This is a genomic window from Streptomyces sp. R21, assembly GCF_041051975.1.
Taxonomy (GTDB): domain Bacteria; phylum Actinomycetota; class Actinomycetes; order Streptomycetales; family Streptomycetaceae; genus Streptomyces.
The window spans coordinates 1,387,942-1,413,160 of the sequence record NZ_CP163435.1 but is presented as its reverse complement, the minus strand read 5'-3'; the positions used below and the strand labels follow the sequence as shown (position 1 = coordinate 1,413,160).

Sequence of the window (25,219 nt, the reverse complement as noted above, 5' to 3'; positions counted from 1 at the left end):
CGTTCATGAGCACGACGGGGGAGATCGCGCGGCGCGCGTTCGAGGCGCCCACGGGGGTGGCGCCATGAGCGCGCGCCTTCGTGCGATCGCACAGGAAACGGAGGAGATCGTCGCGGCGGGTGCGTACCGCGCGTCCGGGGGGCGCGAGGTGCCGATCGCCGCGGCGGTCGACGCCGCACGCGACGGCACGCGCATGGTCGGGCCAGGCTCCGTGCCGATACCGGCTGCCGCCCCCGTGGACACGTTCTTCGAGGTCACAGGCGAGAGTAGCCTGGAGGCCGCCCGCCGGCTCGCCGCTCTCGGCCCTGTCGCCGTTTTGAACTTCGCCTCGGCGCGCAACCCCGGCGGCGGCTACCTCAACGGGGCGCAGGCCCAGGAAGAGGCCCTGTGCCGGGCCTCCGCGCTGTACACGTGCGTGCTGCGGGCCCGGGAGTTCTACGACCACCACCGCGCCCACCGCGACCCGTTCTACACGGACCGTGTCATCCACTCACCTGCCGTGCCCGTTTTCCGCGACGACCGGGGGCGACTCCTGGACGATCCGTACACGGCCGGATTCCTGACCGCCGCGGCACCCAACGCCGGAGTGGTCCGGCGCACCGCCCCCGAGCGCACGGCCGAACTGCCGGCCGCCCTCGCCATCCGTGCCGAGCGAGTGCTGGAGACGGCAGCGGCGCACGGGTACCGGCGGCTGGTGCTCGGCGCCTGGGGCTGCGGGGTGTTCCAGAACGATCCGGAGCAGGTGGCCGGCGCCTTCCGGGCGCTGCTCGCCGACGGCGGCCGTTTCGCGGAGCGCTTCGACCACGTGGTCTTCGGCGTCCTGGACCGCACGCAGGGGGCCCTGGTCCGGTCGGCGTTCGAGCGGGTGTTCGCCCGGGGGGCCCTGCAGCGCCTGCCGTAGCACTCGGCGGTGTTCGTCAGAGCTCGCGTGACAAGGCCGATGCCGCCCGCGTGTCAGTGCGGGCGGCATCGGCCGCTGGTCCCGGGACGGAATCTCTCGTGCCTCCGGCGTGGCGCGGCCGGGATCAGCCGTCACCACACGGCTGCAACCTGCGCCGTAAAGATCTTCAGCGCCCGGGGATCGGTCGGTCGTAGACGTTGCTCGGTGTCACGACCTCGGTGATCGCCCGGGCCAGCAGCGAGGACGGCTCCTTGCCCTGATAGGTGATGTCGGTGTTGATCATCAGCACCAAGGTGGCCTTCTTCGACGGCAGGTAGACGGTCACGGTCTCGTATCCGGGGATGGAGCCGTTGTGCCCGATCCAGCCACCGCTCTTGAAGATGCCCAGGCCGTAGCTGGTGCCCGGGTACCCGGTCGGCAGCGTCTTGAGTCTCTGTGCCTGGGTCTCCGGCCGCAGCAGCGTGCCCGTGGCGACGACCTTCGCCCAGCGGCGCAGGTCGTGCAGGTTGGAGATCATGGCGCCGGCCGCCCACGCCCAACTGGGGTTCCAGTTCGTGCTGTTGGTGACCTCACCGGTCAGCGTCTGGTTGGTGTAGCCGCTCGGGTGCGGCCGAGGGAACTCGAAGGGCCGCGGGAACAGTGTCCAGGACAGGTGGGCGGGACGCAGCACCCGCTTCTCGACGAAGTCGACGAGGGGATGCCCGCTGACCTTTTCGACCACCAGACCGAGGAGGACGAGGTTGGTGTTGGAGTACTGGAACTGCGTACCCGGCTTGAAGGTGTTGTGGTGCTTGTAGCCGTACGCCAGCACCTGCCGCGGGGTGAACGAACGCTTGGGGTCGCTCAGCAGATCGTGCTGGAAGTCCGCGTCCGCGGTGTAGGGGAAGAGACCGCTGCGCATCTCGGCGAGATGGCGCAGCGTGATCCGGTGGCCGCCTGGCACACCGTGGAGGTAGTCGGAGATCGGGTCGTCGAGTCCGATCCGGCCGTCGTCGACGAGCTTGAGCAGCGCCGTGACCGTGAAGGTCTTGGTCTCGCTGCCGATCCGGACGAAGACGTCGGTGGTCATCGGCTTGCGGGTGGCCGTGTCGGCGACGCCTGTCGCGCGGACGTAGCATCCCTTGCCCGGCATCCACAGTCCGGCGACGACACCGGGGATGTCGGCCTGCCGACGGACCTTCTCGATGGCCTTGTCCAGCCGTGAGGTCAGCTCAGGGCCGAGTCCGTGCCGGGGGCAGTCGTCCGATCGGGAGGGGTGCGGCGCGACGGTCTGGGCCGCGGTGGCGGGAGTCGCCACCATCGGGGCCAGAACGGATGCCACGAGCAGCGCTGCGGCGAAGACACGACGGGCGGGGGTACGTGTCACGTCTCGGTGCCTCTTCCAGGTCTGGGTCGGGGCAGCCACGTCACCATCCGCGTCCTTGGCGCACGTCCGGCGCGCGGTCGCCTGCCGCACGAGTCCACCCGTTCGGCGCCGCGCAGGTCACTTGGACGTACCACGTCGGGCCGCCCGAGACGGCCGGTTCGGACTGAGTGCGGCCGCGTGGTTTCGCCGCCACGGCGTGTGCTGTCGGCCGACCGACCGTCTGCCGGCCCGCTGTGCGAACGGCGAACGCGGGCCGGGCAGACGTCGAGTCGGGCAGCCGGGCGCCCCGAAAGCCGGTCAGCGCCAGCCGTAGCGCTCCCGCAGCCGGTGCACGACCAGGTTGAACCGCATTCGGTCCAGCGCGCACGCCTCCCGGCGCATGCCGTCCTCGTGCAGCCGCAGCACCCGGTCGGCATCCACCCACGAGTCGCGCCCGGACCGGTCCCAGGGCCCGCTGCCGATCGCCACCCACTCCCGGTCGCCGTCGTGCCGCTTGCTGGAGAGCTGGACGGCGAGGAACGTGCCGGTGGCCTCGCGGGCCACGACGAGCACCGGGCGGTCCTTGCCCCGGCCGTCGTTCTCCTCGAACGGCACCCACGTCCACACGATCTCGCCGGGGTCCGGGTCGCCGTCGTGCGCGGGGGAGTACTCCGTCTTCACCCGGCCCACCTCGCGGGGCTCGGCCTCGGTGGTCGCGGAGGGCCCGTAGCGGCCGGGGACGTCTGCGTCGGTCTCATCGGTAAAGGCAGTCACGCGGGTCACGTTAGAGGCTGTCCGGCCCAACCCGTCGCGCGGGTCCGGGTGATGGCCCGCAGGCTCGGCCCATGGTGAGACGACACGCATGGCGCACCCGGGCCAACTGGGGAGCCCTCGCACTGGCCCTGGCGGCCCTGACCCTCGCACCCGGACCGGCGCCGGCACACGGGACGGCACCACGACCCCGTACCGTCTCCGCCTGGCTGCCCTGGTGGGACCAGCGCGCCGCATACGACAACGCCCTCAGCCACGCCGCCCAACTGCGCACCATCAGCCCGTTCTGGTACGAGACCAAGGGCGCCGACCGCATCGACGGCCACCCCGGCGCCGGTGAGCGGCGCATCATCGACGGGCTGCACCGCGCGGGCATCCAGGTCGTGCCCACGGTCATGGAGCAGCTGAAGCCCGGCGCCCTGGCCGCCGTTCTCGCCGGGGCGGAGAGCCGCGCCACCCACATCCGCGCGCTCGAACGCCTGGTCCGCAGCCGGTCCTACGACGGCATCGACCTCGACTACGAATCCATCGCCCCGACGGGGGACGCCGCGTACCGGAAGGTCCGGGCCGACTACGCCACCTTCGTCGCCGGCCTCTGCGGCCGCCTGCACGAGCTGGGCAAGCAGTGCTTCGTCACCGTCTCCCCGCAGACCGCGAACACCGGCCGCGTCTGGGACTACCGCCGACTCGGCGCCGCCGCCGACCGGCTGCGCATCATGGGCTACGACCTCCACTGGTCCGGCGGCCCGTCCGGCCCGCTCTCCTCCCCGGACTGGTACGACGACATCCTGCGTCGCGCCACCGCCCAAGTCCCGGTCCGCAAACTGGAGATGGGCCTGCCCGCGTACGGCTGGGACTGGGCCGCCGGCACCCCCGGCCACGCCCGTCACGTCACCTCGAAGGAGGCGGAGGCCCTCCGCCGCCGTGTCAGGGCCCCCTACCGCCTCGACCCGATCTCTCGCACTCCGCACTTCACCTATGTGGAGAACGGCACCCGCCGCACCGTCTGGTACCAGGACGCCCGCGGGATCGCCGAGGACCTGCCGGTGCTCCGCAAGTACGGCGTGACGCACACGGTGCTGTGGGCCCTCAACTTCGAGGACCCACAGCTGTGGCGGACACTTGCCTGACGTCCGGTTTGGCGAGCGCCCTTCCCGGCCGCGACACGGCCGGGAAGGGCGCTCGGACAGCGCAATCTCTAGGTCACTCCTCGTCCTTCTCGACCGGAACCTTCTCCGTACGGGGCGGTGCGAAGCCGTTCAGACCGGCGGTGTTGCCCGGGGCCGCGACCCCGTTCTGGTTCATCGAGGCGAGCAGCTGGCGGGCCAGGCCGAGACCCGTGCCGCCCATGGTGAGGGCCTTGGTGAACATGTCCGACATGCCGTCGGCGCCGTTGAGGAGCACCATGTGCTCGACGTTGCCGAAGGCGCTCGCGCCGGCCTGGACGATCTCCGGCCAGTTCTCGGCGAGCTGCTGGGCGACCACGGCCTCCTGGTTCTCGGCGAGGGCGGCGGCCCGTGCCTTGATGGCCTCCGCCTCGGCGAGTCCCTTCGCCCGGGTCGCCTCGGCGGCCGCGAGCCCCTTGGCCTGCGCGGCGGCGGCCTCGGCCTCACCGGTGGCCCGGGTCGCCTGCGCCGTGGCCAGGCCGCGCGCCTTCGTCGACTCGGCCTCGGCGCCCGCTGCCGCCTTGACCCGGGTCGCCTCGGCGGCGGCCGCCAGTTCGGTCTCCTGCGCCTTGGCCTGCGCGGCGGAGATCCGCGCGTCACGCTCGGCCTCGGCCCGGGCCCGGGTCTCGTACGCCTTGGCGTCCGCGGGCTTGCGGACGTCCGCCTGCAGCTGCTGCTCGCGGCGGTGCGCCTCCAGTTCGGCGACCCGGGTCTCCTGGACGACCACGTCCTGCCGGGCTGCGGCATCGGCAAGCGGTCCGGCCTGCTGGGCCTTCGCCGCCGCCTTGTCCCGCTCGGCCTGGTAGCCGGCCTGGAGGATCTCGCTGTCCCGGGTCGCCTCCGACATCCGGGCCGCGGCCGCCTGTTCGGCCTCGGTGGCGAGACGGTTCGCCTCCGCCTGTGCGATGCGTGCGTCGCGCTGTACGGCGGCGGCGTGCGGCATCGCGAGGTTCTTGATGTAGCCGGTCGGGTCCTCGATCTCGTGGATCTGCAGCGAGTCGACGATCAGACCGAGCTTCTCCATCTCCGTACCGCACGCGGCCCGCGTCTGACCGGTCAGCTTCTCCCGGTCGCGGATCATGTCCTCGACGGTCAACCCGCCGACGATGGACCGCAGATGACCGGCGAACACGTTGTGCACCCGCTCCGACATCATCTTCTGCTGGTCGAGGAAGCGACGGCCCGCGTTGGCGATCGACACGAAGTCGTCGCCCACCTTGAAGATGACCACGCCCCGCACCTTGAGCGGAATGCCCTGGGTGGTCACGCAGTCCACGTGCAGCTCGGTCTCGTTGAGGTCGAGCGAGATCTTGCGCACCGCCTGTACACCCGGCAGCACCAGCGTGCCGCGCCCCGTGACGATGCGGAATCCCATGCCTTCTTCAAGGCCTTCGGTCCGGTGTTTCGAACCGGAGATGATGAGTGCTTCGTTGGGCTCCGCGACGCGCCACATGAGCTTGAAGACCACAACGATGAAGATCAGCGCGAGGACAACTGCCCCCGCTACGACGCCGACAACCATCGGCATACGCCCCCTTTGAATGGTGCCCTTTCGGCACCGAACGAAGGGAGTGTGCTCCTGTGCGAGTCCCGGGTACAGCCGCTGACGAATCCTTGTTGCAATCTTGACGCATACGGCTCTCACCTGGCAGGACGCGCGCTCAACTGACGTATGACACAACGTCAATCGATAGGGGCGGACGGCCAGTTGTCGTAAGCCCTACGGGGAGGGTCAGCCGTCGTAGGCGGCCGACACGTACACCGTGCGCGGCGGCAGGTACTCCACCACCATCACCACCGTGCCCCGCTCCAGGCGGTCCTTCGCCGAGGCGGGGTAGGCGAGAAAGGCCTCGGCACCGCCGCGCACCCGGACGATCACCTCACCGACGAGCCCGGGCCCGACCGTGCCGGTCACCCGTCCCATCAACCCGACCATCGGAGCATCGTCCATGGTCACAGCGTACGGTCCCCACCCGCCTACGCGGCCGGTGCGTCCGTGGCGGCCTGCTGCGGCGGCCACTGCTCGTGCCAGCGCAGGTCGGCCTCCAACTGCGCGGCCAGCGACACGAGGAGCGGCTCGCTGTTCGCCGGGCCGAGGAGCTGCGCGCCGACGGGAAGGCCACCGGCGACGAATCCGGCGGGGACGTTGACGCCGGGCCAGCCGAGGATGTTCCAGGGCCAGGCGTAGGGGCACGCGGCGATCATCGCGCGGTCGGTGGCGAAGCCGCCGAGGCTCAGCATGGAGCCGATCCGCGGCGGGGGAGCGGCCGTCGTGGGCGCGAGCATGACGTCGTACGTCTCGAAGAGTGCCCCGACGCGCCGGTGCAGCGTCGCCTCGGCGCGCCGGGCCGCCCGCAGCGGGGCACCGCCGAGCAGCCGGCCCAGCCGGGCGGCGTCGCGGGTGCGCCGGTCCAGCAGTGCGGGGAAGGGGGCCTCGCGGACCCGTTCGGCGAGCCCGGCCGTGGCGCGCGGGATGAAGGTGAGCCCGATCTGCCCGTACGCCGGATCGGCCTCCTCGACGGTGTGTCCCAACGCGGCCAGTGTGTCGGCGAGCTGGACGATCCGGGCCCGTACGTCGGGTCGCAGCCGTGCCGGCAGCGCGGTGAAGGGCGGCTTGAGGGCGAGGGCGATACGCAGTCGGCCCGGCTCCCGGCCCACCGCGTCCGAGACGCGCAGCGCGGGCGGCCGGTGCAGGTCCTGTTCATGGTTGCCGCTCGCCGCGTCCAGGAGCAGGGCCGCGTCCTCGACCGTACGGGCGAGCGTGCCGTTGACCGTGATGCCCTGGAAGGACTCCGGGCGCGGCCAGGTCGAGATGCGGCCGCGCTGCGGTTTGATGCCGATCAGGTGGGTCCAGGAGGCCGGTATCCGCACCGACCCGGCGCCGTCCGAGCCGAGGGCGGCCGGCACCAGGCCCGCGGCGACCGCCGCCGCCGAGCCGCCCGACGAACCACCCGGCGTGTGCTCGGAGTTCCACGGATTGCGGGTCACCCCGAACGCGGGGCCCTCGGTGAACGGCCACTGTCCGAATTCGCAGGTGTTGGTCTTGCCGAGGATCACCGCGCCGGCCGCGCGCAGTCGCCGTACCGCCTCCCCGTCCTCCACCGCGGGCGGGAACTCACCCTCGCAGCCGAACGCGGTGGGCTCGCCCGCCACGTCCATGTCGTCCTTGACCGCCACCGGTACGCCCAGCAGCGGCCGTCGCACACCGGCCGCGAGTTCCTTGTCCGCCGCGTCGGCCTCGGCGAGCGCCGCCTCGGCCCGTACGACCCGGAAGGCGTTGACGGTGGACTGCGTCGACTCGACCCGGGCGAGGGCCTGTTCGACGAGCGCGCGGGAGGTCACCTCGCCGTCGGCCAGGGCGCGAACGCACTCGGCCAGGCCCGCGGCACGGTCAGGAGTCATGAGGGCACCTCCGGAAGCACGTTGTCTACCGAACGGTAACGTCCGTGCGCGGGTCGCGGTACGGGAAGCGGAACTTCCCTCGAGGGAAACGGAGTTCGCGACTTCAAGACGGCGCCCCATACGAAACACAGGTTTCACACAGTGGTCACCTGCCCGTGTTGAAAGCGTTGACGCGCACGCGACTCACCCTTACCGTCTGATCGAATTTCCGAACCACGTTCGGCATGCCGAACCTCCCTGGGGAGTTGCACGTGACCGCATCGGCCAACGCCGGTCTTTCGAGGTCCCTCCCGCCGTCCCGCCGCAGCCTGCTGCGCGCGATGGCCGCCCTGCCCGCCTCGGTGCTCGTCCTGGGCGAACTGCCGGGCCTGCTCGGCACCGCCGCGGCCGCCGCACCCCCCACAGGCTCCGCCACCCGCTACACCATCGTGCCGTTCCTCAACAGCGACGACGGCACCGTCAACGTCTACCAGTCCGACGACGCCACCGACTTCCGGCTGCTCAAGGCCTCCGCATACACCCCGCCCAGCAACCGGATCCGCGACGCCAGCGTCTTCAAGCACACCAACGGCTACTACTACCTGACCTACACCACGCACACCTGGCAGGACACCAGCACGACCATCGGCTTCGCGCGCAGCTCCGACCGGGCCAACTGGACCTTCCTGTACGACTACACGGTCCCGCTCACGAACCTCTCGCGCGCCTGGGCCCCCGAGTGGTTCGTCGACAGCGACGGCAGCGTCAACGTGATCGTGTCCTGCTCGACCACCAACGACGAATGGATCTTCACGCCCTACCTGCTCAAGGCGACCAACTCCGCTCTCACCACGTGGAGTTCGCCGGTGGCCCTGTCCGGCATCGGCAGCAACCACATCGACACGTACATCGTGAGGATCGGTTCCACCTACCACGCCTTCACCAAGAACGAGACGACCAAGTACATCGAGTACGCCACCGCCACCAGCCTCACCGGCCCCTACACGATCAGCAGGACGGGCGACTGGGCGGGCTGGGGCAGCTACCGCGAGGGCCCGGCCCTGGTGCAGCTCGACAACGGCGGCTGGCGGATCTTCTTCGACGGCTACGGCGACGGCAGTTACTACTCCAGCGACAGCTACGACACGTTCGCCACCTGGAGTGCGCCGGCCAAGCTGCCCGTCATCTCCGGCACGGCACGCCACTTCACCGTGGTCAAGGAGACCGTCTCCGGAGGCGTGACCCTGCCGACCGGCGTCACCCGCTCCTTCCGGTCGGCCAACTACTCCACCCGCTACTGGCAGGAGCAGTCCTCCCTGCTCAACCTCCCCGTGGTGACCAGCTCCAGCACCACGTCCGAGAAGCAGGCCGCCACCTTCACCGTCGTAGCGGGCCTCGCCGACGCGAACGCCTTCTCCTTCCGCGACGCCTCCGGCAACTATCTCCGCCACTACGGCTTCCGAGGCCGCTTCGACCCCAACGACGGCACATCGACCTTCGCCAAGGACGCCACGTTCACCGCCCGCACCGGCACGACGTCCGGTTCCATCCGCTTCGAGTCGTACAACTACCCCGGCTACTACCTGCGCCACTACAACTACCAACTCCGCGTGGACCCGACGGACGGGACGGATCAGTTCCGGCAGGACAGTTCGTTCGTGCCGGTCGGGGCCTGGGGCTGAGCTGCACCCTTGCTGACCCCTGTGGGACGCGGTGAGCGCTTCGTTGTGGGTCCTGTCGGTGGACGGCCTTCTTGCTGGGAATCGCTGTCTCCCTGGCCGCAAACGTCGCGGCAGTACCGGCCTTGGAATGGAAGCCGGTACTGGTCGCAGGATGGCCGCCTGTTGCATTGCTGCTGTCGGTCGAGCTTCTGGTCCACCGCCCAGACGAGCAGACGATGAGCTGGGCGCGGAAAACCACTGCCACCGACAGCGGTGAGGGGCCCGGCGGTCGGCGGTCGGCGACACGATCCACCTCGTGGCCGAGCTGATCCCACCAGCTGCCACTTCGGCGGGGGCCGGGTGCGACAGACGGTCATCGAGATGTACGGCCTCTTCCTCTTCGTCACCATCGCACGGCGGCGTGCCCTTCGCGGGTGAGCATGAATGAGACATTGGTCCGAGGAAGACCCCTGGGCGGACGAAGACCCCGGTCTGCTCGTCCGTCCCTGACACCGTGACCGAGTTGATCTCGCTGATCAGCAGTGTCCGGCCACCGACCCGCGATCAGCGGCTGCAACCCGAGCAGGGGGAGATCCGTCCGGCGCTGGACCTCGCGGCCGAGGCCTCGGCGGGTTGGCAGCCGGTGTAGCAGCCCCGTTGGTCAGCCGGTGGCGGTGAGGGGCTCCCACGCTGCCTCGGGGTCCAGCGGACGGTCGGGCCGGTCGCGCTTGAACGCCTCGGCCTGCTCCTCGACCTTCGGCAGGGCATGGTCGGGCGCACCGAATCCGCGGAACAGGGTCGCGCAGTACTCACGGGCCAGGAAGGGCGCGTCCCACTCACCCTCCGGGTTGACCCACTGGTAGGTGTGGTTGTGGAGATTGAGGAACTGCAGGGTGGCCAGCCGCGGCGGCAGCGCACGGAAGGTGCCCTGGCCGACGGCCTCCGCGAGCAGCCCCGAGATCAGCTCCTCGAACTCGGCACGCTGGCCCAGCAGTGTCTTCAACTCCGGGCCGCTCAGACTGCGGTAGTCGTGTTCGTAGACCCAGATGTGGTCGAGCCTGCGGAAGATGATCGTCAGCAGCGACTCCGACAGCAGGCGCAGCCGCAGCAGGGGACTCGTGTCGAGCTCCGCGATCTGCCGGGCCCGGGACAGCAGCGGCCCCATCACCCGGGACTGGATCTCGACGAGAAGGTTCTCCTTGGAGCCGATGTAGTAATACAGGGCTCCCTTGGCAAGCCCGACCGCCCGGCCCAGGTCGTTGATGGACGTCGCCGCGTATCCCTGCCGGGCGAACAGCTCCGCCGCGACATCGATGATCTTCTGGCGTCTGACCTCAAAGCCCGGTCCATGTCCCGGCGGTCGTGGCATGGGTTCTCTCCCCGCTTGGCATCACTTCGCTTGCTGGCCCAAACGGTACGTCAAGAAGGCGGAGCTCAGGCGGGACATGGACGCGCTGTTCGCGCGGGGCGTGGCGCTCAACCCGTGCCTCACCCTGAGGGCCCGAACACCCATACCCTGGAGACACTCGTCCTGTGACGAGTGTCTCTAGTGAGGAGTGGCGCATGACCACGGTAGGGATTGCCACCGGTGCCGGACGCGGGACGGGAGAGGCATGCGCGAGGCGCCTCGCGGACATGGTGGACGTGCTGCTGCTCGCCGACCGGAACGACGCCGCCGCGGCGGCGGTCGCGAAGGACCTGTCCGGTTCCGGGAGAGCCGTCGTCGAGCCGTTCGGCGTGGACGTCACCGACCGGGAGGACCTCGCCAGGCTGGCCGAGCGCGTCAGCGGGCTGGGCACGCTGCGAGCCGTCGCGCATGCCGAGAGCATCGAGCCGGAGGAGGCCGACTGGCGCGGGATCATCGAGGTCGATCTGGTCGGCACCGTGCTGCTCGGCGAGACGCTCCGCCCCCTGGCCACCGCCGGCACGGCCTTCGTGTACTGCGCCTCGGTGTCCCCGTTGATGGCTCACATCGAACCCGACCCGGTGGTCGCGGCCGTACTGGACGACGCCGGGCAGGAGGGCTTCCTCTACCAGATCCGCGAGGCGATCGGCCCGGCCGTGGAGGATCCCGCGTGGGCATATCCGTGGGCCACCTACGGGGTGCAGCGCTTCGCCCGGGCCGAGGCGGTGCGGCTGGGGCCTGTGGGCGCACGTGTGTGCTCGCTGTCGCCCGGCGCGATCGACACCCCGCAGACCCGGCTGGAGGCGGCGCGGCACGAATCGGTGCGGCAGCTCATCGGGCGCACGCCTCTGGGCCGCACCGGTCGGTGTGAGGAGGTCGCCGCCGTCGCCGCGTTCCTGCTGTCGGACGAGGCGAGCTTCGTGAACGGTGTCGACATCGTCGTCGACGGCGGCCTGTGCGCCGCCGTGCAGGACGAGTGACACCGACGCCGGCTCACGAGGCCATTGCCTTGAGGTTCTCGATGTCGGTCAGCCGCTGTGCCGTGGAGCGGGCCAGGGGGCGGACCTGGAGGGTGGTCACTCCGGCGGCCCGGAAGGCCGCGAGCCGTTCGGCGACGTAGGAGGCGGGGCCGATCAGGGACGTCGCCCGCAGCAGGTCGGCGGGCACGGCGGCCGCGGCCTCGTCCTTACGGCCGGACAGATACAGCTCCTGGACGGCGGCCGCCGCGTCCTCGTAGCCGTAGCGGCACGCGAGGTCGTTGTAGAAGTTACGACTAGGTGCCCCCATCCCGCCTATGTACAGGGCCAGTTGGGGCCGGGCGAGATCGATCAGGTCGTCCACGTCCTCGCCGATGGCCAGCGGTGGCGAGACCACGACGTCGAGCGGCCCGAGGGCGGGGTCCCGCAGCGCCGATCCTTCGGCCAGCGCCGGGCTCCGTACCCCGGCCGCCCGCTCCGGGTGGAAGAACATCGGCATCCAGCCCTCGGCGATCTCGGCGGCCAGAGCCACGTTCTTCGGTCCGATGGCGGCCAGCACGATCGGAATGCGTTCGCGCACCGGCCGGTTGATGAGCTTGAGCGGCCGGCCCAGTCCAGTGCCCTGCTCGGGCGGGAGCGGGATCCGGTAGTGGCGCCCTTCGTGCACGACCTTCTCCCGGCGCCAGACCGACCGGCAGATCTGCACGATCTCGCGCGTGCGGGCCAGGGGAGCGGTGTACGGCTGCCCGTGGAACCCCTCGATCACCTGGGGACCGGAGGCACCGATGCCCAGGGTGAACCGTCCGTCGGAGACGTAGTCCAGTCCGGCCGCGGTCATGGCTGTCAGGGCGGGCGTGCGGGTGTAGATCTGGAGGATCCCGGAAGCGATCTCCAGACGTTCGGTGTGTGCGGCGATGAACCCGAGCTGGCTGATCGCGTCGAAGGAGTAGGCCTCGGTGACGAAGACGATGTCCAGCCCGGCCTTCTCGAAGTCGCGGAGCATGGCGACGGTCTCCTTGAAACCGCCGCTGTAGTCCAAGGGCATACCAATGCGCATCCCGACCCCCACCCTTTGCAGCCGCGGTAAATACAGTACACTCTATAAGTCATTCCTCGGTGAAGGTGGTGCCGCAGGTTCGCGGCTCGGGACCGGTGGTCGTGACGCACTGAACGGGCCTGCGTGGGTTCGACCCGGAAAGGAGACCTGAACCGATGGACGGCATCGATGTGGCGCGGTACGCGCTGCGCGCGGTGATCGGCGGCACGATGATCGCGCACGGGGTACGGCACGGGCGCACTCTGGACGGTACGGCGGGATGGTTCGGATCCGTGGGGTTCCGCAAGCCGCGGCTGCAGGCTGCGGCCAGCGCGGTCGTCGAGGTCGGAGCGGGCGCTGCCCTGGTGGCCGGAGCGGCGACCCCGCTGGCAGCGTCGGCGGTCGTCGGAACAATGGGCGTCGCCGCACGGGCGGTTCATCTGCCCAACGGGTTCTTCGTGGTGAACGAGGGCTACGAGTTCGTACTCAACCTGGGCACGGCGTCCGTGGTGCTCGCCGGGCTCGGGCCGGGCCGGTTCAGTGTGGACCGGGCGCTCGGGCTGGACGGAAGGCTCAGCGGCCCGCAGTGCGCAGCGCTCGCGGCCGGACTCGGTCTCGCCGCGGCGGCCGCGCAGCTCGCGGTCTTCTGGCGGCGTCCACAGTCCGAGGAGGGCTCGGGCGGCGAGCGTGAGGCGCATTGAAGCGCCGTTGTCCCTGGACGCTTGCTGAGCGGGACAGGGTTCACCGTGCCGGTCCGCTGCTTTGAAGGTACTGTGCGGTGACTGTTTAACAGGATACTCTTTTCCAGGGAGGGCGATGACGGACGATCCTGCCGAGCCCGTACGGCGATGGCTGCGCAGCCTGGGGGACTCCCCGCTCCTGCCCCCCGCCGCGGCCGCGACCGGCTGCCCGCTCATGGACTGGGCCGCCTCCGGCGCCATGGAGCTGACCGGCCAGGCGGATGGACCGCCTGTCCTGTCGCCCGGACCAATGGCGGCCCTGCTGCGGGAGACAGGCGCAGCACTGGCGCACCTCGCAGGTCGCCCGCACCTCATCGACCTCGCCCTCGTCCTCAGCGGCCGCGCAGGTGCCATGAACCTCACCCGGCGCGGACGCACCTCCGCGGGCGGCGCGACCCGGTTGCTTCGGGCTTCGGACGGCTGGTGCGCGGTGACCCTGAGCCGCCCGCACGACCTCGAACTCGTCCCGGCGATGTTGGGCCGGCCCGACGTGACCGCCCCCTGGCAGGAGCTCACCACGGCCGTACGTGGCGCCAAGGCGAGCGAATTCGCCGACCACGTCCGGATGTTCGGCGTACCTGCCGCTGCCCTGCCGGCCGAGCCGCCCCCCGTGGCCTCACCGTGGCAGGCGTTCACCATTGCCGCACCCGACGGGGACGTGAAGCTGGAGGGTGCTCTCGTCGTGGACCTCTCCTCGCTCTGGGCAGGCCCGCTGTGCGCCCGCGTGCTCGGCCTGGCCGGAGCCAGAGTGATCAAGGTGGAGAGCACCCGGCGTCCCGACGGCGCCCGCGCCGGGAACCGGCGGTTCTACGACTGGCTGCACGCCGGGCACGAGAGTGTCGCCGTCGACTTCACCCTGCCCGAAGGGCGAGCCGCGCTCGCCGACCTGGTCCGGGCCGCCGATGTGGTGATCGAGGCGTCCCGGCCGCGTGCGCTGGCCCAGTTGGGGCTGGCTCCGGAAGGGCTCGACCATCGGGCGGGCAAGGTGTGGGTGAGCATCACGGGGTACGGCCGCAGTCATCCCGAACGGGTCGCCTTCGGCGACGACGCGGCCGTCGCCGGCGGCCTGGTCGGCCGGTCGGCGGACGGTGAGCCGGTGTTCTGCGCCGACGCGGTCGCCGATCCGCTGACCGGGCTCGTCGCCGCACTGGGCGCGATGGGTGCCCTGGCCTGCGGCGGGGGACAGCTGATCGACGTCTCCATGCGAAACGTTGCGGCGGCGTTCGCCGCGGCTCGTCCGGCCGATCATGGGCCCCATCCGGTACGGACAGCAGCAGCGGGGACGGTGGTGGAGTGCCCGGCGCTCGGCCGGACGCAGAAGGTTCTCCCACCGCGCGCGCCGGTACCGGAAGGGACGGCGGCCGAGATGGGCGCCGACACGGCCCGCATCCTCAACCAAGGTACTGGGCTCCGTGGACGAGCCGTCCCTCGATGAAGGTGGCGCGCACCTGGCCGGCGTCCGGAGCCCGCAACGCCTCTCTCAACGGCCGGTCCAGCAGGACGAGGTCAGCCGGTCGCCCCACCGCGACCCGTCGTGGCGGGCCTCCGGGATCATCCAAGGGGGAGAGCAGGGCCCGCAGCACCACTTCCACCGGAACCCGCTCGTCGGCCCCGAGCACACGCCCGGCCGGTGTCAGCCGCTCGGACGCGGCCCGCAGGCACGCCCAAGGGTCCGGATCGCCGTACGGGGCGTCGCTGCTCGCGGCCACCCGGACCCCGGCACGCAGCAGACCGGCGTACCGCCACAGGTCGGGGCGGTCTCCGGGATCGACTCGCTCCCAGTAGTCATCGCCCCGCAGGGCGACCAGCGTCGGCTGCGTGACGACCCGGATCCGCCGGGAGGCCAGTTCCCGGGCAGCGGCCGGGTCGGCGACGGCGCAGTGCTCCACGCGGTCCCCGTCCAGGCCACCTGCCAGGTGGAGCGCGGCCAGGGTGAGCGCCAGGGCCGTACGGGTCACGCAGTGCACAGCGACGGGCCGGCCGTCCGCGTGGGCCCGCCGCATCCGCTCGGCGAGGTCGTCGACGTCCGGGAGAGCGTGGTCGGCGACCACCAGCTTCAGCGGGCCCACGCTCAGCCGTGAATGGGGCGGGAGACCGGCGTCGGCGGCCATCACCATGACGTGCTGGGGGAGTTCCGCCCGCCGCACAGCCTCTGGGACGACCCCGGTGGCACCCCGGTCCGGTGTCGCATCGGCGACATGGGTGACACCGAGGGCGGCCAGCTGTGCGCCCACCGCCCGGAGAGACGGAGCCCGTCCGCCGAGGGCCTCGCGCAGCCAGGCGTCGGCGCGCCACAGCCGCCCGGTCGGCCGGCCTGCCGTATCGCGTTCGATGCCGTTGTGGGCGGCGGACACGGCGCCGAGCCGTTCCAGACCGGGGGAGTTGACGAGCCACAGCGCCCCGGACCGGTGCTGGACGCGCACCGGCAGCACGCGGTTCCACGCGTCGAGGACGGTCCGGTCGAGAGCACCGTGGACCACATCGTCGTACCCGACCGCTCGCACCCAGCCGTCCTCGCCCGCCACGGCTTGTGCGAGGGAGGACGCGAGACCGTCCCGGGAGAGGGCGGACACGTCGAGCGAAGCATGCTGTGCGGCCATGGCCGCCAGATGAAGATGGTGGTCGGCCAGACCGGGCAGCAGCGCGCCGCCGTAGCCTCGTGCGACGAACTCATCCGGCTGTGGCCGCAGTCCACGGCCCAGCTCGGTGACGACACCGCCCCGGATCCGGCAGTCGACCGGACCCTGGCGCGGGTGCAGTTCCACGCCGTGAAGCAGTACCTCACCGCTCATGGCCGTCGTCGATCTCGTCAACCAACCCCCACCGCCGGGCGGTGACAGCGCCGACCCGCGCCCCGCTCATCATCATCCACGCCGCCCGCCACCGGCCGATCCGCCGTGGCACGCTCACCGTGCCGCCGGCGCCGGGCACCAGACCCATCGCGACCTCGGGCAGCTGGAAGAACGCCCCGGGTGAAGACACCAGTCGTCCCGCGAAGGCGGCCATCTCCACACCCGCACCCACGGCCGCGCCCTGCACCCGGACCGTCACGCGGTCCCGCATCCGGTCGATCAGCCGCCAGGGCGCCCGCTCCAGTCGTACCAGGTACGCCGCCACGAGGTCCGTTGCCGTCCCGAACTCGGCGAGCTCGCCGCCGCTGCAGAACACCGGCCCGGCACCGGCCAGTTCGATCCGGCCGACCGTGCCGTCGAGGAGGGCGACTTCCAGGGCCTCGAACAGTTCCTCCCGCATCCGGAAGCTGAACGCGTTCCGCCGGTGCGGGCGGTCGAGCAGGAGGGACAGCCGGTCGTTCTCCCGCCGGACGCGGACCAGTGGCCCCTCCTTCCGATAAGCCTGAGGCGTGCCCCGGTCGTTGAGCCAGGACGCGAACTCCGTCCCGCCGAGAAGCATCGAGTACGCAGCCGCCTCGGCCGCCAGGCCCTGAGCGGCGCTGAGCTGCGGCGTCTGCCGCAACAACTGCCCCAGAGCCAGGCTGGCCCGAGGCCGACGCTCGACGAGCCGTACCAGCTCGTCGAACGAGACCAGCGGATCGTCGACGGGCACCAACTCCCGTGCCTCGGCGCTGACACGGGGTGCCGCCAGGGTCAACGTCAGTGCCTTCAACAGCGGTCGTAGCCGGTCCGGCGGCTGCCGGGTCGCGATGCCGAACGTCAGGGGCAAGGAGTCGGCCTGCCGTGCGGCCTCGGCTTCGATCCGGCTCGCATCGGCGTCGTGCCAGTCGTCGAGAACCAGGCACCGCACGGGGTTCCCCACCAGTCCGTCCGAACGGAGCATCAGTCCTTCGTCGTTGTACACCGAGCCTCCTCGATTCGATGCCCGCGGCGGGACACGCCGACCTGACCCCTGTGGCACAGCCTCCTCGAACCGGTCATGTCCGGCCGCGCCGCATGGCGTCGGCGACGAGTTCGCCGATGAGGACGGCGGTGGCCGCCGGGCCTCGCAACGGGGGCGTCGGCAGGATCGACGTGTCCGCGACACGCAGACCGTTGACACCGTGCACTTTTCCGCAGGGGTCGACGGCTGCCCCGGGATCGTCTGCGGGGCCCATGGGAACCGTGCCACACGTGTGGTGGGACGTGCCGAGATGCCCCAGGATCCACTCGTCGAGCAGTCGGTCGTCGTCCAGCACCTCCGCCGATGGTTCCGTGAGCCCGCCGGAGACGGCGGCGAAGTCGGTCGTGCCGACCAGCTCGGCGGTGGCACGGACCGCTTCACGCATGCGCCGCCGATCCTCCGCGGTCGACAGATAGCCGTAGTCGAGGCTCGGAGGCGTCGCGGGATCGGCGGAAAGGATGCGCATCCGACCGCTGAGTCGTGGTGTCTGGACGGAGATCAGGAACGCGAGCGGCGCGCCGGGAACGGACACCTTCCCGCCCGTCAGCCCGGCCACGGGGACCAGGGACTGCAGGATTTCCAGATCGCCTGGGTGGCACCCGTCCGACGAGGACAGGTGCAGGACTTCACCGAGCCAGGAGCAGGCGGGCTCCGGCATCGACCGCCGGGGCAGCCACTCCAGCACCACCTGCGGATGATCGCCGAACCCGGCTCCGACGGCGGGAGCGTCCCTGACCACGGGAACGCCGAGGGCCTCCAGCTCGCGACGTGGCCCGACACCCGACAGATGCAGCAGATGGGCGGAGCCGAACGCCCCCGCGCAGAGCACGACTTCGCCGCCGTGCACAACCCTGCGGTATCCGTTCCGCTCGACCTCCACGCCGGTCGCGCGGCCGCGCTCGACGATGACCCTGAGGACCGTACTGTCCCCTTCCACCAGGAGGTTGGGACGGCCGGACGCGCCCAGGAGATGGCTGATGCCGGTGTTCATGCGCACCCCGTCCACAACGTTGGACGGCACTGGACCGAATCCCGGCGCGTCCTGGGCGTTCTTGTCCGGTTCCTCGGGAAAGCCCAGTCTGCGAGCGGCCGCCCGGAACGCGTCAACTGCGGGGTGGCGATGGTTCGCGCGGCGGACGTGCACCGGTCCGCGGTCGCCGTGCAGCGGGTCGGCACCATAGTCGAGGTCGGTCTCAAGAGCGCGGAGAAACGGCAGCACCCGGTCGTACGACCAGGTCGCGCCGCCGACGGCCGACCAGCGGTCGAAGTCGTCCCGCCGGGCACGCACGAAGTACCCGCCGTTGACGGTGGTCGAGCCGCCGAGCCAGCGCCCCCGGACGACCGTGTACGGACGCGTCGGAGTGAGGTGCACGGCGTACGGCTGGACGGCCCGGTGTCCGGGTTGTGCGCCAGGCACGAGCCGTGCATTCAGCAACTCGGGTGCGAACGCCGACGGGTGACGCGGCGCCGGACCCGCCTCCAGCACCAGCACGATGCGGCCGGGGTCCTCACTGAGTCGCGCCGCGAGGACGGCACCGCTGCCCCCGGCGCCCACCACAATGACGTCGGGGCGGCGTACCCGGCTGTGCCCGTTCTCGGTGTGTTTCATGGGCAAGCGATTGAAATCGCCCTGACCGCCCCGCGCGGCGCCTCGTCCCGGTAGCCGGGACCGGCCCTCGTACTCGCTGTCCCGGTGACCTACCGTCAGCCGCGTTCGACCAAGTGGGATGCCTAGGGAGAGTCGCATGAACGAGCTCCGCTCCGCCCTGTCCGAACAGGCCGCCGCCGAGGCCGAGCCCGACCCCGCCGCAGCCTCGGCGCCGCTGATCGAAGGCGAGGATCTGTTGGAGGAGATCTCCATCGACGGCATGTGCGGCGTCTACTAGGCGCCGCCCCATGACAGGCATGGACCTCGACCGCGCATGGGACCTGCACCCGCAGGTCTCGGTGCGGCCGGAACCCTTCGGCGCGCTGCTCTACCACTTCGGCACCCGCAGGCTGACGTTCCTCAAGGACCGCCGGCTGCTCGCGGTCGTCCAGCACCTCGCCCACACCCGGACGGCCCGGGCCGCCTGTCTGGCCGCCGGCGTCGACGAGGCCGAACTGCCGCGGTACGGCCGGGCCCTGGCCGCGCTCGCCGAGTCGTCGATGGTCGTCGGAAGGACCTCATGACCGCCACGTCCCGGCTGGTCGACCTGTTCGAGTACGGGCTCGACGCGCCGATCTGCCTCACCTGGGAACTGACCTACGCCTGCAACCTGGCCTGTACCCACTGCCTGTCCAGCTCCGGCCGGCGCGATCCCCGAGAGCTGAGCACCGAGGAGGCCAAGGCCGTCATCGACGAACTGGAGGCCATGCAGGTCTTCTACGTCAACATCGGCGGCGGCGAGCCCACCGTCCGCGCCGACTTCTGGGAGCTCCTCGACTACGCCACGGCCCACCACGTGGGCGTGAAGTTCTCCACCAATGGCGTCCGGATCACCCCCGAAGCCGCCGGGCGTCTCGCCCGCAACGACTACGTGGACGTCCAGATCTCGCTCGACGGCGCGACCGCCGAGGTCAACGACGCGGTGCGCGGGCCCGGTTCGTACGCGACGGCGCTGCGGGCGCTGGAGAATCTCGCCGCCGCCCAAATGAGCGACTTCAAGATCTCCGTGGTCTGCACCCGGCACAACATCCCGCAGCTGGACGACTTCAAGGCGCTCGCCGACCGCTTCGGCGCCCAACTGCGCCTGACCCGGCTGCGCCCCTCCGGCCGCGGCGCCGACGTCTGGGACAACCTGCACCCCACGGCCGCACAGCAACGTGAGCTGTACGACTGGCTGTTGGCGCACGGCGACAACGTGCTGACCGGTGACTCCTTCTTCCACCTCTCCGCCTACGGCCAGTCCCTGCCCGGTCTCAACCTGTGCGGCGCCGGACGCGTCGTCTGCCTGATCGACCCGGTCGGCGACGTGTACGCCTGCCCGTTCGCCATCCACGAGGAGTTCCTCGCCGGCAACGTCCGTCAGCCGGGCGGCTTCTCGGGAGTGTGGCGCGACTCGGAGCTGTTCCGGCGGCTGCGCACCCCGCAGCACGGCGGCGCCTGCGCCTCCTGCGCCTTCTACGACACCTGCAAGGGCGGCTGCATGGCCGCGAAGTTCTTCACCGGGCTGCCGCTGGACGGCCCGGACCCCGAGTGCGTGCAGGGGTACGGGGAGGAGCTGCTGGCCCACCGCGACGGAACTCCGGTGCCCAAGCCGACCGGCGACCATTCCCGCACAGCCGTGGACCTCGTCCTCACCCGCCGCCCTCCGGTGAGCGACTGCGCCGAGGACCCGCTGGCCGGGCTCGATCTGACACCTACGGGAAAGGGCGGGGCCCATGCCTAGGAACCCCTGGTTCGAGACGGTCGCCGAGGCCCAGCGCAGAGCGAAGAAGCAACTGCCCAGCTCGGTCTACGGCGCGCTCGTCGCCGGCTCGGAGCGCGGCCGTACGATCGACCACAACATGGCGGCCTTCGCCGAACTCGGCCTCGCCCCACGCGTCGTGGGCCACCACGCCGACCGTGACCTGTCCACGACCGTCCTGGGCGTGCCCACCAGGCTGCCCGTGCTCATCTCGCCGACCGGCGTGCAGGCCGTCGACCCGGACGGGGAGGTGGCCGTGGCCCGCGCCGCGGCGAGCCGGGGCGTGATCATGGGCCTGAGCTCGTTCGCCAGTAAGCCGGTGGAGGAGGTCTCGGACGCCCAGCCCGACTTCTTCTTCCAGCTGTACTGGAGCGGCACCCGCGAGACCATGGTGCAGCGCATGGACCGGGCCAGAGCCGCGGGTGCCAAGGCGCTCATCGTCACCCTCGACTGGTCCTTCTCTCATGGCCGTGACTGGGGCAGCCCCGCCATCCCGGACAGGCTCGACCTCAGGACCATGCTGCGGTTCGCCCCCGACGTGCTGCCCCGGCCCGGGTGGTTGTGGAAGTACGCCCGGTCCGGCCGTCTGCCCGACCTCACCGTGCCCAACCTGCGGGCCCCCGGCGGCGATGCGCCCACCTTCTTCGGTGCCTACGATGAGTGGATGCAGACCCCGCCGCCCACCTGGGAGGACGTCAAATGGCTGCGTGAGGAGTGGGGCGGCCCCTTCCTCCTCAAGGGCGTGACCCGGGTCGACGACGCCAAGCGGGCGGTCGACGCCGGGGTGACGGCCCTGTCCGTGTCCAACCACGGCGGCAACAACCTGGACACCACCCCGGCCACCATCCGGATCCTCCCCTCCATCGCCGAAGCCGTCGGCGACCAGGTCGAAGTCCTGCTGGACGGCGGGGTCCGCCGCGGCGGCGACGTGGCCAAGGCACTCGCCCTCGGCGCCCGCGCCGTCCTGATCGGCCGCGCCTACCTCTGGGGCCTCGCTGTGAACGGACAGGTCGGTGTCGAGAACGTCCTGGACATCCTGCGCGGCGGCCTCGACTCGGCCGTCCTGGGCCTCGGACACTCCTCCGTCCACGAACTGGGGCCCGGGGACCTGGTGATACCTCCTGGCTTTCCGCTGGCCTTGGGAGGCGGGGAACACTTCGCCTCGGCCGGCTGACCATGGCCGTGCGCCGAGCCCTGGGCGACATGGTCTGGCCGGCCGTGCCGTCCGGCGAGCTCGTGCTGGTCCCGGTCGGCTCCACCGAACAGCACGGTCCGCACCTGCCGTTCGACACCGACACCACGGTCGCCCACGCCGTCGCACGGCGGGCGGCCGACGCCCTTCCGGGACCACCGCTGGTGGCACCGCCGCTCGCGTACGGCGCCAGCGGCGAACACGCGGACTTCCCGGGCACCGTCTCGATCGGGCACGAGGCACTGCGCGCGGTCCTCGTGGAGCTGACGCGCTCACTGGCCCTGTGGGCGGGCAGAGTCGTCTTCGTCAACGGCCACGGCGGTAACACCGCCACCCTCGTCGCGGCCGTCGGCCTGCTGCGCACGGAGGGCCACGACGTCGCCTGGACCGGTTGCGAGACACCAGGCGGCGACGCGCACGCCGGCCGCACGGAGACCTCCCTCATGCTGCACCTGGCACCCGAGCGCGTACGGCTCGACGCCGCGGTCGCCGGTGACACAAGCCCACTGGCCGTCCTGCTGCCGGAGTTGATGGCCCGCGGTGTCCGCGCAGTCTCGCCCTCCGGTGTGCTCGGCGATCCCGCCGGGGCCTCGGCCGAGGAGGGGCGCCGGGCTCTGGACGTGATGGTCTCAGCCACGGTCCGCCGGATCACGGCATGGAACGCCGACGCCCGAGGCCGCCTCGCGGAGGCCGAACGCCGATGACGCTTCCCCTCGGCTTCGTGGTCCGACTAGACCGACACACAAGGGTCGTCGACGGCAGCCGGGCCCTCCTCGGCGGCTTCCCGACCCGGCTGCTGAGACTGACCCCGAAGGCCCGACGGCTGCTCGTCGGCAGGACGCTCCCCGTGCGCGACGCGGCGAGCGCGCTCCTCGCCGACCGGCTCCTTGACACCGGCATGGCCCACCCCGTCGTCGCCTCGCTCCCGCCGCCCGCCGACCCCCGGTACACCGTCGTCGTACCGGTGCGCGACCGCCCACGCCAACTGGACCGTCTCCTGAGGAGCATCGGCACGGACACCCCCGTGCTCGTGGTCGACGACGCCTCCCGACGGCCGGCCGCCGTGGCCGAAGTCGCCGCTCAGCACGGCGCCCGGACGGTCACCCTGGCCGCCAACGTCGGACCCGCCGGCGCGCGCAACGCCGGACTCCGGCTCGTCACCACCCCGTACGTGGTCTTCGCCGACTCCGACATCGTGCTGGACCCCGACACGGTCCCGACCCTGCTGAGGCACTTCGCCGACCCCCGGGTCGTCATGGCCGTACCCCGCATCACCGGCCTGCCCACCACCGCCACGACCTGGATCGAGCGGTACGAGAACGCCCGGTCCTCTCTCGACCTCGGCGCCCACCCGGCCCCGGTGCGCCCCGGCACTCCCGTCTCCTGGGCGTCCTCGGCCTGCGTGGTGGCGCGGGTGGGCGCGCTGGCGGAGGGCTTCGACGAGCGCATGCGGGTCGGGGAGGACGTCGACCTGTGCTGGCGGCTGATCGAGGCGGGCGGACGTGTGCGGTACGAGCCGGCCGTGCGGGCCGCGCATGAGCATCGCGTGCGCATACAGGACTGGTTCCTGCGCAAGGCCGTGTACGGCACCGGGGCCCAGCCGCTCGCCCGGCGGCACCCCGACCACATCGCACCCGCCGTGTTCGCCCCCTGGGGCATGGCGTTCGCCGCCGCGCTGCTCGCCCAGCGCCGCTGGTCGGTCCCGGCCGCGGGGGCCGTCCTCGGCGTCGTCACCGTGCGTATCGCCCGCAAGCTCGACGGCACCGACCATCCCTACCGGCTCGCCGTGCGCCTCACCGGCAACGGCGCCCTTGCCACCCTGGCGCAGACCTCCGCACTGCTGACCCGCCACTGGTGGCCCCTGACGGCAGTCGGCTGCACGCTCTCGCGTCGGCTGCGCCGGGCCACGGCGGTCGCCGCTGTCGCCGACATCGCCCTCGAATACCGTCGTGATCAAGCCACTCTCGACCCCCTGCGCTACGGCGTCGCCCGCCGCCTCGACGACCTCGCTTACGGCGCCGGCGTCTGGTTCTCCGCCCTCAAGGGCCGCTCCACCGCCGCACTCCGCCCCCGCGTCACACACTGAGGCCGCCCAGTCCCGGTCAGCGGAAAGCGCCCAGCGGGTGCTGGTCCCACGCCCCGACACTGAGGCCAACTGGCCGCCGGCGACGCGCGGCACATGCGAGGGATCAGTGACCGGGAGGTGTGCGGAGTGACGCATGAAGTGGTCGGCCGTGTCGAGGAGTTGGGTGCAGAACTGGCCGGGCTCGCCGACGAGAACGAGTCACTCGGCAAGCTGAGCGAGAGGACCGTCGAACTGCTCCGTTCCGCGGGGGTCATACGGCTGCTGCAGCCCAAGGAGTTCGGCGGATTCGCCGCTCACCCCCGGGACTTCGCGGAGGCGGTGATGGCGGTCGCGCGGCACGACGGTGCCGCCGGCTGGGTGTGCGGTGTCGTCGGGGTCCACCCGTGGGAGCTGGCCCAGATGGACACCCGTCTCGCCCACGAGGTCTGGGACGAGGACCCGGACACCTGGATCGCCTCTCCGTACATGCCCAACGGCATCGCCGAGCCGGTGGACGGCGGCTATGTCCTCAGCGGTCGCTGGCCGTTCTCCTCGGGCAGCGACCACTGTCGCTGGGACTTCCTCGGCGCGCTCCTCGGCGACGGCAAGGGCAAGCCCGCCGGGCCCATCACCGTCATGCACGTCGTCCTGCCCCGCTCCGACTACGAGATCATCGACGGCACCTGGGACGTCGTGGGACTCGCGGGCACCGGCAGCAAGGACGTCGTCGTCGACAAGGCGTTCATCCCCGAGTATCGCACGATCAGGCAGGAGGCCGTCCAGGAGGGGGCCGCCGCGGAGGCGGTCGGGCTCACCGACACCCTCTACAAGCTGCCGTTCGCCTCGATGTTTCCGCTCGGCATCACGGCCGCCGTCATCGGCATCTGCGAGGGCGCCCTCGCCGTCCACCTGGCCCAGCAGAAGGACCGGGTCGCCGTGACCGGCGTCCAGGTGCGCGACGACCCGTATGTCCTCTACGCCGCCGGGGAGGCCGCGGCCGAGATCGCCGCCTCCCGGGTCCAACTCATCGACGGCATCAGCCGGTTGTACGACCAGGTCGAGGCCGGCAAGCCGATCAGCCTGGAGGACCGTGCCAACGTACGGCGCAACCAGGTCCGTTGTGCCTGGCGTGCCGTCTCCGCGCTGGACGAGATCTTCGCGAGGTCCGGCGGCAACGCGATCCGGCGCAACAACCCGATGCAGCGGTACTGGCGGGACGCCCACGTCGGACTCCAGCACATGATCCACGTGCCCGGCACCGCGTACCACGCCAACGCCCTGGCACAGATGGGACTTGAGCTGCCCGAGTCGATGCGCATCCTGATATGAGCGACG

The 25,219-nt window shown here is 71.3% G+C and carries 24 protein-coding genes; 14 read left to right on the top strand and 10 right to left on the bottom strand.

What is annotated here, in order from left to right:
- Positions 1-64 precede the first annotated feature (64 nt).
- Complete coding sequence (locus AB5J56_RS06580) at positions 65-901, top strand: TIGR02452 family protein (RefSeq protein ID WP_369230980.1); 837 nt, start codon at positions 65-67, stop codon at positions 899-901.
- Between the two features lie 166 nt (positions 902-1,067).
- Here AB5J56_RS06580 and AB5J56_RS06575 read toward each other — a convergent pair whose 3' ends face one another.
- Positions 1,068-2,267, bottom strand: coding sequence for a serine hydrolase domain-containing protein (locus AB5J56_RS06575; protein ID WP_369230978.1), 1,200 nt, complete (start codon positions 2,265-2,267; stop codon positions 1,068-1,070).
- A gap of 297 nt (positions 2,268-2,564) precedes the next feature.
- Positions 2,565-3,020: a type II toxin-antitoxin system PemK/MazF family toxin gene (locus tag AB5J56_RS06570; RefSeq protein ID WP_369230976.1), complete on the bottom strand. Its 456-nt coding sequence runs from the start codon at positions 3,018-3,020 to the stop codon at positions 2,565-2,567.
- Positions 3,021-3,091: 71 nt separating this feature from the next.
- Here AB5J56_RS06570 and AB5J56_RS06565 point away from each other — a divergent pair, with 71 nt between their 5' ends.
- Positions 3,092-4,147, top strand: a complete 1,056-nt coding sequence (locus AB5J56_RS06565; protein ID WP_369230974.1) for a glycosyl hydrolase family 18 protein — start codon at positions 3,092-3,094, stop codon at positions 4,145-4,147.
- A gap of 73 nt (positions 4,148-4,220) precedes the next feature.
- On the opposite strand, the gene AB5J56_RS06560 is transcribed toward AB5J56_RS06565, so the two are convergent.
- The 3 genes from AB5J56_RS06560 to AB5J56_RS06550 form a co-directional block, all read right to left on the bottom strand.
- Positions 4,221-5,711, bottom strand: a complete 1,491-nt coding sequence (locus tag AB5J56_RS06560) for an SPFH domain-containing protein (protein WP_369230972.1) — start codon at positions 5,709-5,711, stop codon at positions 4,221-4,223.
- Positions 5,712-5,915: 204 nt separating this feature from the next.
- Complete coding sequence (locus tag AB5J56_RS06555; protein WP_369230970.1) at positions 5,916-6,140, bottom strand: hypothetical protein; 225 nt, start codon at positions 6,138-6,140, stop codon at positions 5,916-5,918.
- A gap of 20 nt (positions 6,141-6,160) precedes the next feature.
- Entirely contained in the window at positions 6,161-7,585 is a 1,425-nt protein-coding gene (locus tag AB5J56_RS06550) for an amidase (RefSeq protein ID WP_369230968.1), read from the bottom strand.
- Between the two features lie 320 nt (positions 7,586-7,905).
- Between AB5J56_RS06550 and AB5J56_RS06545 the strand changes: the two genes are divergently transcribed.
- The gene (locus tag AB5J56_RS06545) at positions 7,906-9,246 is read left to right on the top strand and encodes a glycoside hydrolase family 43 protein (RefSeq protein WP_369242382.1); all 1,341 of its coding nucleotides are present in this window, start codon (positions 7,906-7,908) and stop codon (positions 9,244-9,246) included.
- Between the two features lie 493 nt (positions 9,247-9,739).
- Entirely contained in the window at positions 9,740-9,874 is a 135-nt protein-coding gene (locus AB5J56_RS06540) for a hypothetical protein (protein ID WP_369230966.1), read from the top strand.
- Positions 9,875-9,886: 12 nt separating this feature from the next.
- On the opposite strand, the gene AB5J56_RS06535 is transcribed toward AB5J56_RS06540, so the two are convergent.
- Positions 9,887-10,594, bottom strand: a complete 708-nt coding sequence (locus AB5J56_RS06535; RefSeq protein WP_369230964.1) for a TetR/AcrR family transcriptional regulator — start codon at positions 10,592-10,594, stop codon at positions 9,887-9,889.
- A gap of 194 nt (positions 10,595-10,788) precedes the next feature.
- On the opposite strand from AB5J56_RS06535, the gene AB5J56_RS06530 reads away from it, so the two are divergent.
- Complete coding sequence (locus AB5J56_RS06530; protein ID WP_369230962.1) at positions 10,789-11,610, top strand: SDR family oxidoreductase; 822 nt, start codon at positions 10,789-10,791, stop codon at positions 11,608-11,610.
- 13 nt (positions 11,611-11,623) lie between these two features.
- Here the strand turns inward: AB5J56_RS06530 and AB5J56_RS06525 are convergent, their stop codons facing one another.
- Positions 11,624-12,664 carry an LLM class F420-dependent oxidoreductase gene (locus AB5J56_RS06525; RefSeq protein WP_369230960.1) on the bottom strand — a complete coding sequence of 347 codons (1,041 nt, stop codon included), beginning with the start codon at positions 12,662-12,664 and terminating at the stop codon, positions 11,624-11,626.
- A 155-nt stretch (positions 12,665-12,819) separates the two neighbouring features.
- On the opposite strand from AB5J56_RS06525, the gene AB5J56_RS06520 reads away from it, so the two are divergent.
- Entirely contained in the window at positions 12,820-13,344 is a 525-nt protein-coding gene (locus tag AB5J56_RS06520; RefSeq protein WP_369230958.1) for a DoxX family protein, read from the top strand.
- Between the two features lie 115 nt (positions 13,345-13,459).
- Positions 13,460-14,818, top strand: coding sequence for a CoA transferase (locus AB5J56_RS06515; RefSeq protein ID WP_369230956.1), 1,359 nt, complete (start codon positions 13,460-13,462; stop codon positions 14,816-14,818).
- On the opposite strand, the gene AB5J56_RS06510 is transcribed toward AB5J56_RS06515, so the two are convergent.
- From AB5J56_RS06510 to mftG, 3 genes are all read right to left on the bottom strand, one after another.
- On the bottom strand, positions 14,775-16,175 hold the full coding sequence (locus tag AB5J56_RS06510) for an amidohydrolase family protein (RefSeq protein ID WP_369230954.1): 1,401 nt from the start codon (positions 16,173-16,175) through the stop codon (positions 14,775-14,777). The genes AB5J56_RS06515 and AB5J56_RS06510 overlap by 44 nt on opposite strands.
- Complete coding sequence (locus AB5J56_RS06505; RefSeq protein ID WP_369230952.1) at positions 16,165-17,199, bottom strand: enoyl-CoA hydratase/isomerase family protein; 1,035 nt, start codon at positions 17,197-17,199, stop codon at positions 16,165-16,167. Before AB5J56_RS06505 ends, AB5J56_RS06510 begins: the two co-directional genes overlap by 11 nt.
- Positions 17,200-17,272: 73 nt before the next feature.
- Positions 17,273-18,847, bottom strand: a complete 1,575-nt coding sequence (gene mftG / locus AB5J56_RS06500; protein WP_369230950.1) for a mycofactocin system GMC family oxidoreductase MftG — start codon at positions 18,845-18,847, stop codon at positions 17,273-17,275.
- 136 nt (positions 18,848-18,983) lie between these two features.
- On the opposite strand from mftG, the gene mftA reads away from it, so the two are divergent.
- The 7 genes from mftA (at position 18,984) to AB5J56_RS06465 (ending at position 25,213) form a co-directional block, all read left to right on the top strand.
- Positions 18,984-19,124, top strand: a complete 141-nt coding sequence (gene mftA / locus AB5J56_RS06495; protein WP_369230948.1) for a mycofactocin precursor MftA — start codon at positions 18,984-18,986, stop codon at positions 19,122-19,124.
- Between the two features lie 10 nt (positions 19,125-19,134).
- Positions 19,135-19,410: a mycofactocin biosynthesis chaperone MftB gene (gene mftB / locus AB5J56_RS06490; protein ID WP_369230946.1), complete on the top strand. Its 276-nt coding sequence runs from the start codon at positions 19,135-19,137 to the stop codon at positions 19,408-19,410.
- Complete coding sequence (gene mftC / locus AB5J56_RS06485) at positions 19,407-20,609, top strand: mycofactocin radical SAM maturase (protein WP_369230944.1); 1,203 nt, start codon at positions 19,407-19,409, stop codon at positions 20,607-20,609. The genes mftB and mftC overlap by 4 nt, the downstream gene beginning before the upstream one ends.
- Positions 20,602-21,801 carry a pre-mycofactocin synthase MftD gene (gene mftD / locus AB5J56_RS06480; RefSeq protein ID WP_369230942.1) on the top strand — a complete coding sequence of 400 codons (1,200 nt, stop codon included), beginning with the start codon at positions 20,602-20,604 and terminating at the stop codon, positions 21,799-21,801. The genes mftC and mftD overlap by 8 nt, the downstream gene beginning before the upstream one ends.
- Positions 21,802-21,803: 2 nt before the next feature.
- Positions 21,804-22,523, top strand: coding sequence for a mycofactocin biosynthesis peptidyl-dipeptidase MftE (gene mftE, locus AB5J56_RS06475; RefSeq protein WP_369230940.1), 720 nt, complete (start codon positions 21,804-21,806; stop codon positions 22,521-22,523).
- A complete protein-coding gene (gene mftF / locus AB5J56_RS06470) occupies positions 22,520-23,905 on the top strand; it encodes a mycofactocin biosynthesis glycosyltransferase MftF (RefSeq protein WP_369230938.1) in 1,386 nt (461 codons plus the stop codon). Before mftE ends, mftF begins: the two co-directional genes overlap by 4 nt.
- A gap of 126 nt (positions 23,906-24,031) precedes the next feature.
- On the top strand, positions 24,032-25,213 hold the full coding sequence (locus AB5J56_RS06465; RefSeq protein WP_369230936.1) for a hydroxylase: 1,182 nt from the start codon (positions 24,032-24,034) through the stop codon (positions 25,211-25,213).
- Positions 25,214-25,219: the final 6 nt, after the last annotated feature.